This window comes from Klenkia taihuensis (assembly GCF_900112525.1).
Taxonomy (GTDB): Bacteria; Actinomycetota; Actinomycetes; order Mycobacteriales; family Geodermatophilaceae; genus Klenkia; species Klenkia taihuensis.
This window is the reverse complement of record NZ_FOMD01000001.1, coordinates 554,130-571,455: the sequence shown is the minus strand read 5'-3', so window position 1 is coordinate 571,455 and position 17,326 is coordinate 554,130. Positions and strand designations below refer to the sequence as shown.

Annotated in this window: 16 protein-coding genes; 12 read left to right on the top strand and 4 right to left on the bottom strand. The window is 74.2% G+C overall.

The genetic code is table 11. The features are described 5' to 3' along the window. Nucleotides 1–5: 5 nt before the first annotated feature. The 6 genes from BM158_RS02795 to BM158_RS02770 are packed head-to-tail and all read left to right on the top strand — an operon-like array spanning nucleotide 6 to nucleotide 5,929. Entirely contained in the window at nucleotides 6–1,019 is a 1,014-nt protein-coding gene (locus BM158_RS02795; protein ID WP_091554518.1) for a phosphotriesterase family protein, read from the top strand. Further along, nucleotides 1,016–1,930, top strand: a complete 915-nt coding sequence (locus tag BM158_RS02790; RefSeq protein ID WP_091554516.1) for an ROK family protein — start codon at nucleotides 1,016–1,018, stop codon at nucleotides 1,928–1,930. The genes BM158_RS02795 and BM158_RS02790 overlap by 4 nt, the downstream gene beginning before the upstream one ends. Continuing rightward, on the top strand, nucleotides 1,927–2,907 hold the full coding sequence (locus BM158_RS02785) for an ABC transporter permease (RefSeq protein WP_091554514.1): 981 nt from the start codon (nucleotides 1,927–1,929) through the stop codon (nucleotides 2,905–2,907). Before BM158_RS02790 ends, BM158_RS02785 begins: the two co-directional genes overlap by 4 nt. A gap of 3 nt (nucleotides 2,908–2,910) precedes the next feature. After that, nucleotides 2,911–4,134: an alanine racemase gene (locus BM158_RS02780; protein ID WP_091554512.1), complete on the top strand. Its 1,224-nt coding sequence runs from the start codon at nucleotides 2,911–2,913 to the stop codon at nucleotides 4,132–4,134. Continuing rightward, nucleotides 4,131–4,877 (top strand): ATP-binding cassette domain-containing protein, encoded by a 747-nt coding sequence (locus BM158_RS02775; RefSeq protein WP_091554510.1) that lies wholly within the window; start codon nucleotides 4,131–4,133, stop codon nucleotides 4,875–4,877. Before BM158_RS02780 ends, BM158_RS02775 begins: the two co-directional genes overlap by 4 nt. After that, nucleotides 4,874–5,929, top strand: a complete 1,056-nt coding sequence (locus BM158_RS02770; protein ID WP_091554507.1) for an SIS domain-containing protein — start codon at nucleotides 4,874–4,876, stop codon at nucleotides 5,927–5,929. The genes BM158_RS02775 and BM158_RS02770 overlap by 4 nt, the downstream gene beginning before the upstream one ends. A 3-nt stretch (nucleotides 5,930–5,932) precedes the next feature. Here the strand turns inward: BM158_RS02770 and BM158_RS02765 are convergent, their stop codons facing one another. Continuing rightward, on the bottom strand, nucleotides 5,933–6,634 hold the full coding sequence (locus tag BM158_RS02765; RefSeq protein ID WP_091554505.1) for a FadR/GntR family transcriptional regulator: 702 nt from the start codon (nucleotides 6,632–6,634) through the stop codon (nucleotides 5,933–5,935). 111 nt (nucleotides 6,635–6,745) lie between these two features. Here BM158_RS02765 and wrbA point away from each other — a divergent pair, with 111 nt between their 5' ends. From wrbA to BM158_RS02735, 6 genes are all read left to right on the top strand, one after another. Beyond that, on the top strand, nucleotides 6,746–7,360 hold the full coding sequence (gene wrbA / locus BM158_RS02760; protein ID WP_091554503.1) for an NAD(P)H:quinone oxidoreductase: 615 nt from the start codon (nucleotides 6,746–6,748) through the stop codon (nucleotides 7,358–7,360). Continuing rightward, complete coding sequence (locus tag BM158_RS02755) at nucleotides 7,357–7,962, top strand: isochorismatase family protein (protein WP_165628814.1); 606 nt, start codon at nucleotides 7,357–7,359, stop codon at nucleotides 7,960–7,962. The genes wrbA and BM158_RS02755 overlap by 4 nt, the downstream gene beginning before the upstream one ends. Nucleotides 7,963–8,000: 38 nt before the next feature. Continuing rightward, on the top strand, nucleotides 8,001–9,371 hold the full coding sequence (locus BM158_RS02750) for an MmgE/PrpD family protein (protein ID WP_091554500.1): 1,371 nt from the start codon (nucleotides 8,001–8,003) through the stop codon (nucleotides 9,369–9,371). A 62-nt stretch (nucleotides 9,372–9,433) separates the two neighbouring features. After that, nucleotides 9,434–10,486: a pyrimidine utilization protein A gene (gene rutA, locus BM158_RS02745; RefSeq protein ID WP_091554498.1), complete on the top strand. Its 1,053-nt coding sequence runs from the start codon at nucleotides 9,434–9,436 to the stop codon at nucleotides 10,484–10,486. A 68-nt stretch (nucleotides 10,487–10,554) separates the two neighbouring features. Next, nucleotides 10,555–11,439, top strand: a complete 885-nt coding sequence (locus tag BM158_RS02740; RefSeq protein ID WP_191328571.1) for an isocitrate lyase/PEP mutase family protein — start codon at nucleotides 10,555–10,557, stop codon at nucleotides 11,437–11,439. Between the two features lie 56 nt (nucleotides 11,440–11,495). Further along, nucleotides 11,496–11,798, top strand: coding sequence for a hypothetical protein (locus tag BM158_RS02735; RefSeq protein ID WP_091554494.1), 303 nt, complete (start codon nucleotides 11,496–11,498; stop codon nucleotides 11,796–11,798). A gap of 5 nt (nucleotides 11,799–11,803) precedes the next feature. On the opposite strand, the gene BM158_RS02730 is transcribed toward BM158_RS02735, so the two are convergent. The 3 genes from BM158_RS02730 to BM158_RS02720 all read right to left on the bottom strand — a co-directional run bounded on the left by BM158_RS02730 (nucleotide 11,804) and on the right by BM158_RS02720 (nucleotide 17,281). Next, on the bottom strand, nucleotides 11,804–13,414 hold the full coding sequence (locus BM158_RS02730) for a methyl-accepting chemotaxis protein (protein WP_229827495.1): 1,611 nt from the start codon (nucleotides 13,412–13,414) through the stop codon (nucleotides 11,804–11,806). Nucleotides 13,415–13,590: 176 nt separating this feature from the next. Beyond that, nucleotides 13,591–13,785, bottom strand: coding sequence for a hypothetical protein (locus tag BM158_RS02725; RefSeq protein ID WP_091554492.1), 195 nt, complete (start codon nucleotides 13,783–13,785; stop codon nucleotides 13,591–13,593). Between the two features lie 121 nt (nucleotides 13,786–13,906). Further along, on the bottom strand, nucleotides 13,907–17,281 hold the full coding sequence (locus tag BM158_RS02720; protein ID WP_091554491.1) for a pyruvate carboxylase: 3,375 nt from the start codon (nucleotides 17,279–17,281) through the stop codon (nucleotides 13,907–13,909). Nucleotides 17,282–17,326 lie beyond the last annotated feature (45 nt).

Genomic DNA, 17,326 nt, shown 5'->3' with positions numbered 1-17,326 from the left:
ACCCCATGCCCCACGTACAGACCGTCCTCGGCCCGGTGCCGGCCGACGAGCTCGGCCGCGTCATGCCGCACGAGCACCTGCTCTCCCTCTCCCCCGGTCCGTGGACCGCCGACGACGCCCCGCTGGGCGACCCGGTCGAGCTCGCCGTGCACGCGCTGCGCGGCCTCGCCGACCGCGGGTTCGGCACCGTCGTCGACCTCTCCCCCTACGGCGTGGTGGGCCGCGACGCCGACGGCGAGAACGTGGCCCTGCTGGCCGAGGTCTCCCGGCGCAGCGGCCTGCACGTGGTCAGCGGCACCGCCCTCTACCTGGAGTCCTGGGCTCCGGCCTGGGCCCGCGAGGCGACCGTCGAGCAGCTGACCGACCGGCTGGTCGCCGACCTCACCACCGGCTTCGGCGGCACCGGCATCCGGGCCGGCGTCCTCGGCGAGCAGGCCACCGGCCTGGGCGAGATGTCCGCCTTCGAGGAGCGCGCCCTCCGCGCCTCGGCCCGCGCCGCGCTGCGCACCGGCACGGCCCTCATGACCCACACCACGCACGGCACCCTGGCCCTCGACCAGGTCGACCTCCTCGTGGCGGAGGGCCTGGACCCGTCCCGTGTCGTCGTCGGGCACCTCGACACCCAACTGGACCCCGACCTGCCGCGCCGTGTGCTGGCCACCGGTGCCTGCGTCGCCGTGGACACCATCGGCAAGCAGGAGTGGGAGTTCTTCCTCGGCCCGCCGCAGACCGGCCGCGCCGACGGCGAGTTCGCCAAGCGCTGCTTCCACCGCTCCGACGCCGGCCGCGCCGACCTCGTCGCCGGGCTGGTGGCCGACGGGTTCGGCGACCGCGTCGTGCTCGCCCAGGACCTCACCGGCGCCGAGGCGTGGATGAACGCCGGCACCCACGGCACCGCCGGCTACCGCTACCTCGCCGACGTCTTCGTGCCCATGCTCACCGACCGCGGCGTCACCGACGAGCAGGTCGAGCAGCTCCTCCGGCACACCCCGGCCCGGCTGCTGGCGGTCGCCGCGTGAGCGCCGGCTACGTGGTCGGCGTCGACCTCGGCGGCACGAAGATCCACGCCGGGATCTCCGGCCCGGACGGCGCCCTGCTGGCCGAGACCCGCGTGCCCACCCACGGCGACCTTGCGGGCCGCATCCTGGAGGTCGAGCACGCCCTCGTCCGCGAGGTGGGTGTACCGCTGTCCGCGGTCGAGGTGACCGCCGTCGGCGGGGCGGGTGCGGCCGAGGACGACGGGTTCGACCTGCACCCCAACCTCGACCTGCCGACCGGCGCGTCCTTCGGCCCCGACCTGGCCCGCCACCTCGGCCACCCGGTGGTGCTGGAGAACGACGTCAACGTCGCCGCGCTCGGCGAGCTGCACCACGGCGTGGGCACCCGGCACGACTCCTTCGTGGTCGTCGCCTCCGGCACCGGGATCGGCATGGGGGTCGTGGTCGACCGCCGGCTGGTGCGCGGAGCCCGCGGCGCAGCCGGCGAGATCGGCTTCCTGCCGCTGGGCACCGACCCCTTCGACCCCGCCCACCACCGGCGCGGTCCGCTCGAGGAGGCGGTGGCCGGCGACGTGCTGGCCGGCCGGGTCCCGCCGCGTGCCGGCGACGGACGCAGCTGGACGGCGACGGAGATCTTCGACGCGGCCGCGCGCGACCGGGCCGCCGCGCACGCCGTCGCCGAGCACGCCCACTGGTTGGCCCTGGCCCTGGTCGCCGTCCGCGCCGTCCTGGACCCCGAGGTCGTCGTGCTGACCGGCGGCATCGGGTCCCGGCCGGAGCTCCTCCCCCCGCTGCGACGCACCCTCGGCGAGCTCGGCGCCGCCGACCTCGCCGTCCAGGCCAGCACCCTCGGCCCGCAGGCCCCCGTCCTCGGGGCCATCCACCTCGCCCGCGCGCACGCCCCCGGACCCGCCCTGGAAGGAACCCGATGAGCACCACCGACACCGACACCCGCGAGGGCACGACCCGGAGGCTGCCGGCGGTCGACTGGCGCGCGAGCGTCGTCTACGTCGGCTTCGTCCTGACCTTCCTGTTCTTCGCCGTCACCCAGTCGCAGTACTTCCTGACGCCGACCAACCTGACCAACGTCGTGATCCAGGCCGCGCCGATCGCGATCATGGCGGTCGGGGCCGTCTTCGTGCTGAGCACCGGTGAGATCGACCTGTCGATCGGCTCGACGGTCGCGCTGGCCTCCCTGGGCGCCGCACTGGTGCTGGAGTCCACCGGCAACTGGCTGCTGGGGGCAGCGGCCGGGCTCGCGGTCGGCGCCGCGGTCGGCGCGGTCAACGGGGTCTTCGTGACCTACGTCCGGCTGCCGTCGTTCCTGGTCACGCTCGCCTCGATGGGGCTGGTCACCGGCATCGCCCGCCAGCTCACCGACCTGCAGTCGGTGCCGGTCACCGACGACGCGTTCGTGTGGATCTTCGGCGGGGGCGACCTGCTCGGTGTCCCCACCATCATCTGGTGGACCGTCGTGGTGACGATCGTGGGCGCGCACCTGCTGCGCCAGCGCCGCTTCGGCGCGCACGTGCTCGCCGTCGGCAACAACACGCCCGCGGCCCGCGTCAGCGGCGTGCGGGTCGACCGGGTGCGGATGTGGGTGTTCGTGCTCAGCGGGATGACCGCCGCGATGGCCGCGCTGCTCTACTCCGGCCGCCTCCAGGGCGCCCGCTACACCCTCGGCGAGAGCGACCTGCTCTCCGTGCTGGCCGCGGTCATCGTGGGCGGCACGGCGTTGACCGGCGGCAAGGGCTCGATGGTCGGCGCCCTGATCGGCTCTCTGCTCATCAGCATGATCAACAACGGCCTGATCCTGGCCGGGCTCAACGTGTCCCAGCAGATGATCGTCCGCGGGATCATCATCCTGCTGGCGGTTTCCCTGTCCCTCCGCGGCAAGAAGCAGGGCTGACCCGTGTTCCTCCCCCTCCTCCGCCGGCGCGCGGTCCCGCTGCTGCGCGCGGCCCACGCCTTCCACCGGGCCGGTGTGCTGCCGCCCAACACCTACGTGCTCGACCTCGACGCGGTCGAGCGCAACGCAGCGGCGGTCACCGCCGAGGCGCAGCGTCTGGGCCTGACACCGTTCGCGATGACCAAGCAGATCGGCCGCAACCCCGACGCGTCCCGGGCCATCGCCGCCGGCGGCATCAGCCACGCCGTCGGGGTCGACCTGGAGTGCGCGGTCGCCGCCGCAGCCGGCGGTCTGGGCATCGGCCACCTCGGCCACCTGGTGCAGATCCCGCGGCACTCGGCGGACGACGCCGCCGCACTGGAGCCGTCCTTCTGGACGGTCTTCTCCGAGGCCAAGGCCCGGGAGGCCGCTGCGGCGGCCGAGCGGGCAGGGCGGGTGCAGGACCTGCTGATCCGGGTCGCCGCTCCCGGCGACCGCTTCTACCGGGGCCACGAGGGCGGGATCGCCCCCGAGGACGTCGCCGCGCTGGCCGACCTCGTCGACGGCCTGCCCGGTGCACGGTTCGCCGGCGTCACCAGCTTCCCGGCCACCCTGTTCGACCCGGGGTCGGGCACGGCGCGCTCGACGCCCAACCTGGGCACGCTCACCCGGGTCAAGCGGGCCCTCCTGGCCGCCGGCCGCACCGACGTCGAGCTCAACGCCCCCGGCACCACCTCGGTGTCGGTGCTGCAGACGCTGGCCGAGGCCGGGGCCACGCAGGTCGAGCCCGGCCACGGGCTGACCGGCACCACGCCGCTGCACGCGGTGCAGGACCTGGTCGAGGACCCCGCGATCGTCTACCTCTCGGAGGTCTCGCACACCTGGGACGGCGACGCGTACGTCTTCGGCGGCGGGCTCTACGTCGACCCCGTGCTCGGTGACGTGCCGACCCGGGCGCTCGTGCTGGGCGACGACGTCGACGTGGCCGACGCCGCCGAGCTGGACGTCGAGATGCCGGCGCCCTCGGCCATCGACTACTACGCCGTCGTCCCGGGGGCGGCCGGCCGGGCGCGCCCCGGCGACACCGTGCTCTTCGGCTTCCGACCCCAGGTGTTCGTCACCCGGGCGCTCACCGCGGGCATCCGCGGCCTGTCCACCGGCCGGCCCGAGCTGGCCGGCATCTGGGCGGCCGACGGGTCCGCCCCCCTCACCGTCACCGCAGCCCTGGGAACCGGAAGGCCGTCATGACCACCACGACCGCAGCACCCCTCCGCCTCGAGGGCGTCAGCAAGCACTTCGGCGGCGTGACCGCCATCCAGCGCTTCGACCTGGAGGTCGCCCCCGGTGAGATCGTGGCGCTGGTCGGCGACAACGGGGCGGGCAAGTCCACCCTGGTGAAGATCATCTCGGGGCTCTACCAGCCCAGCGAGGGCAGCATCGAGATCAACGGCGAGCAGGTCACCTTCCGCGACGCCGCCGACGCCCGCGCCAAGGGCGTCGAGGTCGTCTACCAGGACCTCGCGCTGGTGGACCTGCAGCCGGTCTACATGAACCTCTTCCTCGGCCGGGAGCTGCGCCGGGGCCCACTGCGGGTGCTCGACCGCAAGGAGATGGCCCGCCAGACCCAGCAGCTGGTCGACGACCTCGACGTCCGCATCCCCTCGGCCCGGGCCCTGCTCGGCGACCTCTCGGGCGGGCAGCGGCAGGGCATCGCGATCGCCCGGGCCACCCACTGGGCCTCGGGCCTGGTGCTGATGGACGAGCCCACAGCAGCCCTCGGCGTGGCCGAGACGGCCAAGGTGGAGGAGGTCATCCTCAAGCTCAAGCAGCGGGGGGCAGCCGTGCTGATCGTGTCGCACAACCTGGACCAGGTCTTCCGCATCGCCGACCGGGTGACCGTGCTGCGCCGCGGCACCCAGGTGGGCACCCGGCCCACCGCGGGGACCGACAAGAACGAGGTCATCGGCATGATCACCGGGCTCTCGTCGTGACCGCCGTGCTGCCCGGCGGCCTGCTGCGCCGGGAGATCGAGGAGCAGCCCGCGGTCTGGGCGCGACTGGTCGGCGAGGGCGCCGCCGGCCTGCAGGCGGCCGCCGACCTGCTCCGGGACGTCGACCCCGAACTGGTCGTGCTGGCCGCCCGGGGCACCAGCGACCACGCCGCGACCTACGCCCAGTACCTGATCCACTCCCGGCTCGGCGTCCCGGCGATGCTGGCCACGCCGAGCGCGTTCACCGCCTACCGGGCGCAGCTGCGCTACCCGCGCACGTTGATGGTCGCGGTGTCGCAGTCCGGGGAGTCGCCGGACCTCATCGAGACGGTGCGGTCGGCGAAGGCCGCCGGGGTCACCGTCCTGGCGATCACCAACACCCCGGGCAGCACGGTCGCCCGGCTCGGCGACCTGCACCTGGACCTCGGCTGCGGCCCCGAGCTCTCGGTGGCGGCGACCAAGACCTACACCGCCAGCCTGCTCGCCCTGCACGTCGTGGTCGGCCTGGCGGCCGGGGATGCCTGGGAGACGCTGCGGGCACGGGTGGGCGCCGCCGTCGAGGCGGCCGAGGACCTGCTGCACGACGACGTCCCGGAGCCGGGTCTGCTCGACGCGGCACTGACCGCCGACCGGATGGTCGTCGTCGGGCGGGGCCTGTCGATGTCGAGCGCCCGCGAGGGTGCGCTGAAGCTGATGGAGACCAACCGGGTAGCCGCGTCGGGGTGGAGCGCGGCCGACGCAACGCACGGCCCGCTGGGCCAGGTGGGTCCGGGCACGCTGGTCCTGCTGCTGACCGCCGGGGAGGCCACCCGGGCCTCGGTCGTCGACTTCGGACGCCGGGCGGCGGACCTGGGCGGGGTCGTCGTCACCGTCGGCCCGGCGGCACGGCTCGCGCCCTCGTTCGAGGTGCCGCTGCCCGACGGCGTCGACGAGACCTTGCTGCCGCTGCTGGAGATCCTCCCGTTCCAGCTGCTGGCCCACGCCGCCGCGCTGGGCCGCGGTCTGGACCCCGACAACCCGCCCGGTCTCGCCAAGGTCACCCGGACGACGTGACGGTCACCCGCGGCTGAGGCGGTCCATCTGCTGGTACGCGCCGGTCAGGTGGTCCAGGTGGCGGCGCATCGCGGTGACCGCGCCGTCGGCGTCGCGGGCGGCGACCAGGTCGTGCAGCTCCGCGTGGTCGTCGGCGACGCAGGCCCAGAAGCCGTCCGGGGCGTGGTCGCGGCCGAACCGGGTGGCCAGCACCCGGAACAGCGGTGCGGTGATGACCTCCAGCAGCGGGTTGCCGGTGGCCCGCAGCAGCACCAGGTGGAAGTCCTGGTTCGCCGCGTAGGTCGCGTCGCCGGAGTCCACGGAGGGGTCGAACTCGGCCCGGCGCAGGTCGTCGAGCTGCTCGTCGGTCCGGTGCTTGGCCGCCTCGCCGGCCGCGGGCACCTCCAGCAGGTGGCGCAGCGACATCAGCTGCCCGACCGTCACCCGTTCGGCGGCCGCCATCAGCGCCACCCCGGTCTCCAGGTGCGCCGACAGGTGCGCCGCGGTCGGCACGCTGACGAAGCTGCCACCGGACACCCCGCGGGTGGTCTGGATCAGGTCCTGCGAGGCCAGCGACCGCAGCGCCTCGCGCACCGTGGACCGGCCGACCCCGAACTCCGCCGACAGCTCCTGCTCGTTGGGCAGCCGCTCCCCCGGCACGAGCTCGCCGGACAGGATGCGGGCGCGGATGCTGCCCGCCAGCACGGCGTACGCGGGGCCGGTCACCCTGCGCAGTCTGCCAGCGGGACGGGTTCACACGGTGTTGACACCGGGGGCGTTGACGACGCCAATCGTCTGACACTTGGATGGAGCCTCCCGAGCAGAGGAGCTCCCCCGGTGCCCGTCACCCCCCGCATCACCGTCGTCTTCTACTCCGCCACCGGCAACCTGGCCGCGATGGCGGAGGCGATCGGGAAGGGCGCGGAGGAGGCCGGTGCCGAGGTCCGGCTGCGCATCGTCCCCGAGCTCGCCCCCGCCGAGGCCATCGCGGCCAACCCGAGGTGGCAGGCCTTCGTCGACGCGGCCACCTACGAGACGGCCACCCTCGACGACCTCGAGTGGGCCAACGGCATCGCACTGGGCAGCCCCACCCGCTTCGGCCTGCCCTCGGGCCAGCTCAAGGAGTTCCTCGACACCACCGGCGGCCTGTGGTTCCAGGGGAAGCTCGCGGACAAGGTCGGCACCGCCTTCACCAGCGCCAGCACCGGCCACGGCGGCCTGGAGTCCACGATCCTGGCGATGAACAACGTGCTCTACCACTGGGGCTCGCTCGTGCTGCCCCTCGGCTACGGCGAGCGGCACCTGATGAAGGAGTCGGGCAACCCCTATGGCGGCTCGTTCGTCTCCCGCTCCGGCGCCGCCCCCGACGACGTCTCACTGGAGGCCTGCCGGCTGCAGGGCGTCCGCCTCGCCCGGTTCGCCGGCGCCGTGGCCACCGGGCTCGCCGGGTGACCGCCGAGGCGGTCCGGGTCGGCGTCGGCCGGCTGGACACCACCGAGCGCCCCGGCCTGGTCCTGGTCGACTGCCAGAAGCTGTTCACCCTCGACCCCGCGGTCGACGACGCCGCGCTGGCCTGCGGCCGGGCGGCCGCGGCGGCTCGGGAGGCCGGCGTACCCGTCGTCTGGCTGCGCGTCGTCTTCGACGAGGGCGAGGACCTCGGCCCGGTCTGGACGGCGAAGGCCCCCGCGCTCACCCAGCTGCGCCCCGGCGCGGACCTGGCGGGGTTCGACCCCCGCGTCGGCTACGCCGAGGGCGAGCCCGTCGTCACCAAGAAGCGCGCCTCGGGCTTCGTCCGCACCGACCTCGACGACCTGCTGCACGACCTGGACGTGCACACCCTCGCCGTCGCCGGGTTCACCACCGCCGGCTGCGTGCGGGCCACCGTCGTCGACGCCGCCTCGCTGGACTACGCCCCCGTCGTCCTGGCCGACGCGGTGGCCGACCGGTCTACCGCCATCCACGACGCCGCGCTGGTCGACCTCGACGCCCGGTACGCCGACGTCGTGCCCGACGGGGTGGCCTGGTTCCGGGCGCTGGGGTCTTCCCAGCCCTAAACGTCTGACCTATGGTCGCGATCACAGGAGGGAGCCCCATGAGCATCGCCCGACAGGTCGCCGACGTCGTCGCCCGCACCACCTGGGACGACGTCCCCCCACCCGTGCTGCAGCGCGCCCGCCACCTCGTGCTCGACGCCGTGGGCCTGGCCTTCGCCTCGTCCGCGCACCCGTTCGCCGACGTCGCCGCCGACGCCCTGGCCACCTTCGGCACCGGCGACGTCCCCACCCTCGGCTCGGGGACGCGGCTGTCCGCGCGCGACGCCGCCGTGCTCAACGGCGTCCTCGTGCACGGGCTGGACTTCGACGACACCCACATCGGCGCCGTCACCCACGTCTCCGCCGCGGCCCTGCCCGCCGCCATCAGCGCGGCCGTCGCCGCCGACGCCTCCACCCGCGACCTCCTGCTGGGCTACGTGCTCGGCGTGGAGGTCGCAGCGAGAGTCGGCCTGGCCGGGGCAGGCGCCTTCCACGACCTGGGCTTCCACCCCACCGCGGTGGCTGGCGCGTTCGGCTCCGCCGTCGCCGCGGGGAAGATCGCCGGGCTCGACGCCGACCAGCTGGTCGCCGCACAGGGCGTGGTCGGCTCGATGGCCGCCGGGCTGCTGGAGTTCCTCGAGGACGGGTCGTGGACCAAGCGGCTGCACCCGGGCTGGGCCGCGCAGTCCGGCATCACCGCCGCCACCTTCGCGAAGGCCGGCTGGAGCGGGCCCGAGGCGGTGTACGAGGGGCGGTTCGGCCTGTTCGCCAGCCACCTCGCGGGCCGGGACACCCACCCCGAGCTGGTCGCCGACGGCCTCGGGCAGCGGTGGGAGACCCCCGAGACGGCCGTCAAGCCCTACCCGGTCTGCCACTTCGCGCACGCCTTCGCCGACGCCGTCCTCCTGCTGCGCGCCGAGCACGGCCTCACCGCCGCCGACGTCGCGTCCGTTCGGTGCGCCATCCACCCGGTGCCGGGCAAGGTGGTCTGCGAGCCCGCCGCGGCCAAGTGGGCGCCGCGCGACGAGTACGACGCCAAGTTCTCGCTGCCCTACATCGTCTCCACCGCCCTGGCCCGCGGCCGGTTCACCCTGGCCGAGCTCTCGGACGAGGCGCTGCGCGACCCCGAGGTGCTCGCCCTGGCCCGGAAGGTCGAGGTCGTCCCGGACGACGAGAGCGCCTTCCCGCAGGCCTACTCCGGCTGGGTGCAGGTCACCACCGCCGATGGCCGGGTGCTCACCCACCGCGAGCAGGTCAACCGCGGCCACGCCGACCGGCCGCTCACCGACGCCGACGTCGTCGCCAAGTACCGGGAGTCCATGGCCCCGGTCGCCGACGACGCCACCACCGAGCGGGTGCTCGCCGCCGTCCTGTCCCTCGGGGACGGCGGCTCCGCCCGCGACTTCGCCGAGGCCTGCGCCGCCGGCTGATCGCCCCAGACCCCGGCACAGGCGCCGGAACACCCACCTTCCAGAGAAGCGGAGCAACGGTCATGGACTTCGGCGTCTTCATCCCGATCGGGAACAACGGCTGGCTGATCAGCGAGAACGCACCCCAGTACATGCCGAGCTTCGACCTCAACAAGCGCATCGTGCAGGAGGCCGAGGCGCAGGACTTCGCCTTCGCGCTGTCGATGATCAAGCTGCGCGGGTTCGGCGGGAAGACCGAGTTCTGGGACCACAACCTGGAGTCCTTCACCCTCATGGCCGGCCTCGCCGCCGTCACCGAGCGGATCAAGCTCTACGCGTCGACCGCCGTCCTCACCCTGCCCCCGGCCCTGGTGGCGCGGATGGCCACCACCATCGACTCGATCGCCCCCGGCCGGTTCGGCGTCAACATCGTGTCCGGCTGGGCGTCGGGTGAGTACTCGCAGATGGGCCTGTGGCCCGGCGACGACTACTTCGGCTACCGCTACGACTACTCCACCGAGTACGTCCAGGTGCTGCGCGACCTCTGGGAGAAGGGGACCTGCGACCTGGACGGGCAGTACTTCCAGATGACCGACTGCAAGCTGTCCCCGAAGCCCAGCGGGCACGTGGACATCGTGTGCGCCGGCCAGAGCGAGCGCGGGATGCGGTTCTGCGCCGAGCACGGCGACTACAACTTCATCCTCTCCCCGGGCATCAACACCCCCGAGACCTACCGGGAGCCCACCGAGAAGCTCGCCGAGGCGGCCGCGAAGACCGGCCGGGACGTCGGCTCGCTGCCGCTGTTCATGGCGATCATCGCCGACACCGACGAGGAGGCCCAGGCCAAGTGGAGGAGCTACCACGACGGCGCTGACCTGGCGGCGCTGGGCTACATGGCCGACGAGGGCTCGAAGGACACGACCGCCGACGAGGGCGGCACCGCGCGGACGATCAACTTGCCCGAGGGCGCGGTCAACTTCAACATGGCCACCCTGGTGGGCTCCCCGGAGACCGTCGCCCGGCAGATCGACGAGGTCGCCAAGATGCCCGGCGTGAAGGGGATGATGTTCACCTTCGACGACTTCGAGCAGGGCGTGAGGACCTTCGGCGAGAAGGTCAAGCCGCTGCTCGGCTGAACGCCGGCGGGGCTCCCGCTCCCCCGTGCGGGAGCCCCGTCGGCCCGCTCCTCGTGGAAAGGACCTCCGTGACCTCGTTCGTCGCCCCCCGCACCAACCCGCGCGCCCGGCTCCGTGAGCTGCTGGCCGCCCCCGGTCCGCTGGTGGCCCCCGGCGCCTACGACGCGCTGAGCGCGCGGCTGGTGCAGCAGGCCGGCTTCGACGTCGTCTACATGACCGGCTTCGGGACGTCGGCCTCGCTGCTCGGCCGGCCCGACATCGGCCTGCTCGGCGGGGCGGAGATGACCGACAACGCCCGCCGGATGGCGCAGGCGGTCGAGGTCCCGCTCATCGCCGACGCCGACACCGGCTACGGCAACGCGCTCAACGTCGTCCGCACCGTGCGGGAGTACGAGCAGGCCGGCGTCGCCGGGCTGCAGCTGGAGGACCAGGTCTCGCCCAAGCGCTGCGGGCACATGACCGGCAAGGCCGTGGTCGACGTCGAGGAGGCGGTGTCGAAGGTCCGTGCCGCCGTCGCCGCGCGGACCGACCCCGACCTGGTGGTCATCGCCCGCACCGACGTCGCGCAGGTCGAGGGCACCCGCGCGGCGATCGACCGGGCACTGCGGTTCGCCGACGCCGGCGCCGACGTCCTGTTCGTCGAGGCCCCCCGCACCGCCGAGGACGTCGAGCTGGTCGCCACCGAGCTCGAGGGCCACCACCTGCTGTTCAACTGGGTGGAGGGCGGTGCGACCGAGGGCCTGACCATGGACACCGTCGCCGAGCTGGGCTTCTCGCTGGTGCTGTTCCCGATCAGCACGCTGCTGGCCGCCACCCAGGCCATGCAGACGGCGCTGTCGACGCTGAAGCGGACCTCCTCCACCGAGGGCGCCCCGATGGGCGACTTCGGCGGGTTCCTGGAGACCATCGGCCTGCCCGCGATCCGCGAGGACGAGGCCCGCTTCGCCGTCTGAGGCCCACCCCACCGGGGGTAGGGCCCGGGGTCCAGCCGATCCCCCTGGAGGCACCCGTGATCGTGCACGTGGACGACGACCGGACGACGGTGACCGTGCAGGCCCCCGACGTCCTGACCGACCTGCGGGTCAGCGCGCCCGACGGCGACGGGTGGCAGGCCGCCCTCGGGCCGCTGGGCGAGCTGGACGGGGACCACGTCTGGCTCGACGTGGACGAGCTGCGCTCCCGCGCCGACACCGGGGACCCGGCCTGGGCGGACGGGTTCGCCGCGATGGTGCAGTACGCCGCCGGGGCCGGCTGGCTGGACACCACCGGCCGCCGGGTGCGGGCCCACGTGGAGGTCCGCCCCGGCGGCTGAGCGCCTCAGTAGGTGAAGGCGCCCACGCTGGTGCGCAGGTCGGCGGCCATCCGGGACAGCTCGTCGACGGCCACCCGGGTCTGCGACAGCGCCTGGGTGGTGGAGTCCGCGGCGGTGGAGACGCCGGTGATGTTGGCGGCGATCTCCGTCGTCCCGCCCGCGGCCTCGGCCACGCTGCGCGACATCTCGTTGGTGGTCGCCGTCTGCTCCTCGACCGCGCTGGCGATGGTCAGCTGGTAGTCGTTGATCTGCCCGATCACCTCGCCGATCCGCCCGATCGCGGCCACCGCACCCCCGGTGTCGGCCTGGATCGCCTCCACCCGCCGCGCGATGTCCTCCGTCGCCCGCGCGGTCTCCTGCGCCAGCTCCTTGACCTCGTTCGCCACCACCGCGAAGCCCTTGCCCGCCTCGCCCGCCCGCGCGGCCTCGATGGTGGCGTTGAGCGCCAGCAGGTTGGTCTGCTCCGCGATGCTGGTGATCACCTTGACCACGTCGCCGATCTCCTTCGAGGAGACGCCGAGCTTGGTGATGGTGGCGTTGGTCGCCTCGGCCTCGGTGACCGCCTCGGCGGCGACCCGGGCGGCCTGGTTCGCGTTCTGCGCGATCTCCCGGATCGACGCGTTCATCTCCTCCGCGCCGGCGGCGACGGTGGCGACGCTGCGCGAGACCTCCTCCGCGGCACCGGAGACCGCGCCGGACTGCACCGACGTCTCCTCCGACGACGCCGCGATCTGCGCCGCCGAGGCCGACAGCTCCTCGCTGGAGGCGGCCACCGCGTCGGCCGACCCGGCGACCTGGGCCATCACCACCCGCAGGTGGGCCAGCGCCTGGTCCAGCGACGCCCCCATCCGGCCCAGCTCGTCCTTGCTGGTCAGGCCCACCTGCACGGTGAGGTCGCCGGCCGCGAGCCGGTCGGCCGCGACCTGCACCTGGCGGACCCGGCCGGCCACGCCGGCGGCGACCCACCAGCCGATGGCCAGCGCGAGCAGCACGCCGAGCACCAGCACCACCAGGTCGGTGGTCTGCGCCGACGTGGCCGACGACCGCGCGTCCTCGGCGGCCTGGGCCGCGGCCTCGTTCTCCATGGTGTCCAGCTGCTGCAGGTCGTCCTGGGCGGCGTCGAACAGCGGGCCGACCTGCTGGGAGTTGGCGTCGACCCAGCCGGCGTAGTCCTTGGCCTCGGCCAGGGGCACGAGCACCCGGTCGCTGACGGCAGCGGCGTCGTCGAGCTTCGAGACCGCGTCGGAGACCAGGCGCTCCTGCTCGGCGTCCAGGCCGGTGGCGCGGTAGGCCTCGACCGTCTCGTCGAACTGGGCGCGGGCGGCGTCGACGGCGTCCAGGGCGGCCCGCGTCCCGGCGGCGTCGCCGGCCAGGATGGCGTTGCGGTTCTGCACCCGGATGGACTGGACGTCGTTCTCCAGCGAGGCGATCGCGCTGACCGCGACGAGGCTCTCGGAGTACATCTGCTCGGTGGTGCTGGCGCTGTCCTGCAGCGCGTCGACGCCCACCAGGCCGATCGTCACGGCGACGGTCGACGCCGCGGTGACGGCGGTCAGGACCTTGACGCGGACGCTGCGGTCGGCCCAGAAGCGGGCGGGGCCGGTCAGGTGGGGCACGGGGATCTCCTCCGGGTCGCGATGCCGACCCGTGGCTGGGGTCCCGGCATCCCCGGGCCAGCGCCCGGGCGTCCCCGTGAACGGCCGAAGTCGTTCCGGTGTTGAGCGCAACCTGGGAGGCCGCTGGAAGTTCCTCGGTGACCGTCCGCGGCCGGTCGACACGTCGACCGGGTGGGTCAGCCGCGGCGGCGGGCCAGCAGCTCGCAGACCACCAGGACGTCGAGCCGGACGGCGTCGGGACGGCGGCGCAGCCAGGTGGGCTCCTCGCCCCGGAGGAACCGGACGGCCACCGACAGCGCGCCCTCGTCGGCCTCGCGGCCCGCGCCCAGGACCTGCTGGAAGCGCGCGAGGACATGGGTCAGGGGTTCCACGGCAGCAGCCGACACACCAGCACCGTCTTCCAGCTCGGGACGCACGCCACCCGGCGGTGCGCGATCGAGTCTGCCCGACATCCGGGACAACCCCGACCGCAAACGGCGGCGTGTCGGCCCGTCAGCCCAGGACGACGAGCAGGTCCCCGCCCTCGACCTGCTGCACCTGCCCGATCGCGACGCGGGAGACGGTGCCGGCCCGCGGTGCGGTGATGCCGGCCTCCATCTTCATCGCCTCGATGGTGGCCAGGGTGTCCCCGGCGGCGACCTGGTCGCCCTCGGCCACCTGCAGCGTCACCACGCCGGCGAACGGCGCGGGCACCTGGCCGGGGTCGGCGCGGTCGGCCTTCTCCGCGGCCTTCACGGCGGAGTCCACCGACCGGTCGCGCACGCTCACCGGCCGCAGCTGGCCGTTGAGGGTGCACATGACGGTGCGCATGCCGCGCTCGTCGGGCTCGCTGACCGCCTCGACCCCGATGAGCAGCCGGACACCGGGCTCGAGGTCGACGGCGTGCTCGGTGCCCCGCCGCAGGCCGTAGAGGAACTCCTTGCTGGGCAGCACCGAGGTGTCGCCGTAGGTCTCCCGGTGCGCCTCGAACTCCCGGGTGGGCGCGGGGAACAGCAGGCGGTTCAGCGTCGGTCGGGGGGTGTCCCGCAACCCGGCCCGGTCGCCGTCGGACAGCTCCGCGGCGGGCTCGGCGGCGCGCCGGCCCTCCAGCGCCCTGCTGCGGAAGGGCTCGGGCCAGCCGCCCGGCGGGTCGCCCAGCTCGCCGCGCAGGAAGCCGACGACGGAGTCGGGCAGGTCGAACTTCCCGGGGTCCTCGGCGAAGGCGGTGACGTCGACCCCTGCGCCGACCAGCTGCAGTGCCAGGTCGCCGACCACCTTCGACGACGGGGTGACCTTGACCAGGTGGCCGAGCAGCCGGTCGGCCGCGGCGTAGGCGTCCTCCACCTCCTCGAACCGCTGGCCCAGGCCGAGCGCGATGGCCTGCTGGCGCAGGTTGGACAGCTGCCCGCCCGGGATCTCGTGCGTGTACACCCGCCCGGTGGGGCTGGGCAGCCCGGACTCGAAAGGCGCGTACACCCGCCGCACGGCCTCCCAGTACGGCTCGAGGTCGTTGACCGCGGCCAGGTCCAGGCCGGTGGCCCGCTCGGTGTGGTCGGTGGCCGCCACGACCGCGCTCAGCGGCGGCTGCGACGTCGTCCCCGCCATCGAGGCGACCGCGCCGTCGACGGCGTCCACCCCGGCCTGCCAGGCCGCCATCAGGGTGGCCAGCTGACCGCCGGCGGTGTCGTGGGTGTGCAGGTGCACCGGCAGGTCGAAGCGCTCGCGCAGCGCGCTCACCAGGGTGGCCGCGGCCGGCGGGCGCAGCAGGCCGGCCATGTCCTTGATGGCCAGCACGTGCGCCCCGGCGGCGACGATCTGCTCGGCCAGCCGCAGGTAGTAGTCCAGCGTGTACAGCGGCTCGGCGGGGTCGGACAGGTCGCCGGTGTAGCAGAGCGCCACCTCGGCCAGCGCCGTCCCGGTCTCCCGGACCGCCTCGATCGCCGGCCGCATCTGCGACACGTCGTTGAGCGCGTCGAACACCCGGAAGACGTCGATGCCGGTGCGGGCGGCCTCGTCCACGAACGCCGTCGTGACCTCGGTCGGGTAGGGGGTGTAGCCGACGGTGTTGCGGCCGCGCAGCAGCATCTGCAGCGCCACGTTGGGCACCGCCTCGCGCAGCGCGGCCAGCCGCTCCCACGGGTCCTCGTGCAGGAACCGCAGCGCGACGTCGTAGGTGGCCCCGCCCCAGCACTCCAGGCTGAGCAGCTGCGGGGTGGTGCGGGCGACGTGCGGGGCGACGGCGATCAGGTCCTTGGTGCGCACCCGGGTGGCCAGCAGCGACTGGTGCGCGTCGCGGAAGGTGGTGTCGGTGACCGCCAGCGCGGTCTGCTCCCGCAGGGCGCGGGCGAACCCGACCGGGCCGAGGTCGCGCAGCCGCTGCCGCGACCCGGCCGGGGGCTGCGCCGCGAGGTCGGCGGCGGGCAGCTTGTCGGTGGGGTCGACCAGGTGCGGCCGCTCGCCGTGCGGGGCGTTGACGGTGACGTCGGCCAGGTAGGCCAGCAGCCGGGTGCCGCGGTCGGCGGACTGCCGCGCGGTGAGCAGCTCGGGCCGCTCCTCGATGAAGGACGTCGTCACCCGGCCGGCGCGGAAGTCCGGGTCGTCCAGCACCGCCTGCAGGAACGGGATGTTGGTGGCCACCCCGCGGATCCGGAACTCCGCCACCGCCCGCCGGGCCCGGGCCACCGCGACGCCGAAGTCGCGCCCGCGGCAGGTCAGCTTGACCAGCATCGAGTCGAAGTGCGCGCCCACCTCGGCGCCCATCGACGAGCCGCCGTCCAGCCGGACGCCGGCACCGCCGGGCGAGCGGTAGGCGGTGATCCGGCCGGTGTCGGGGCGGAAGCCGTTGGCCGGGTCCTCGGTGGTGATCCGGCACTGCAGCGCCGCGCCCCGCAGGTGCACGGTGTCCTGGGACAGGCCGAGGTCGGCGAGGGTCTCGCCCGAGGCGATGCGCAGCTGGGCCTGCACCAGGTCGACGTCGGTGACCTCCTCGGTGACCGTGTGCTCGACCTGGATGCGCGGGTTCATCTCGATGAACACGTGCTTGCCCGACTCGTCGAGCAGGAACTCGACCGTGCCGGCGCAGGAGTAGCCGATGGCCCGGGCGAAGGCGACCGCGTCGGCGCAGATCCGCTCCCGCAGCTCGGGGTCGAGGTTGGGCGCGGGCGCCAGCTCGATGACCTTCTGGTGGCGGCGCTGCACCGAGCAGTCGCGCTCGAACAGGTGGATGACCTCACCGGTGGTGTCGGCGAGGATCTGCACCTCGATGTGCCGCGGGTTCACCACGGCCTGCTCGATGAACACGGTGGCGTCGCCGAAGGCGGACTCGGCCTCGCGCATGGCCGCCTCGATGGCGCCCTGCAGCTTCTCGGCCTCGTCGACCTTGCGCATGCCCCGGCCGCCACCGCCGGCGACGGCCTTGACGAAGACGGGGAAGTCCATGCCGCGGGCGGCGGCGAGCAGGGCGTCGACGTCGTCGCTGGGCTCGGTGGAGCCCAGGACCGGCAGGCCGGCGTCCTGGGCGGCGGCGATCGCGCGGGCCTTGTTGCCGGTCAGCTCCAGCACCTCGGCGCTGGGGCCGACGAAGGTGATGCCGGCCTCGGCGCAGGCCGCGGCCAGGTCCGGGTTCTCCGAGAGGAAGCCGTAGCCGGGGTACACGGCGTCGGCGCCGGCCCGGCGGGCGGCGGCCACCACGGCCTGCACGTCGAGGTAGGCCCGCACCGGGTGGCCGGGCTCGCCGATCTCGTAGGACTCGTCGGCCTTGAGCCGGTGCACCGAGTTCCGGTCCTCGTGCGGGAAGACCGCGACCGTGCCCGCGCCCAGCTCGTAGGCGGCGCGGAACGCCCGGACGGCGATCTCCCCGCGGTTGGCGACCAGGACCTTGGTGAACACGCGCGCCTCCGGTGATCCGTGTGTGGGCACGGTAGCGGCCGGGCA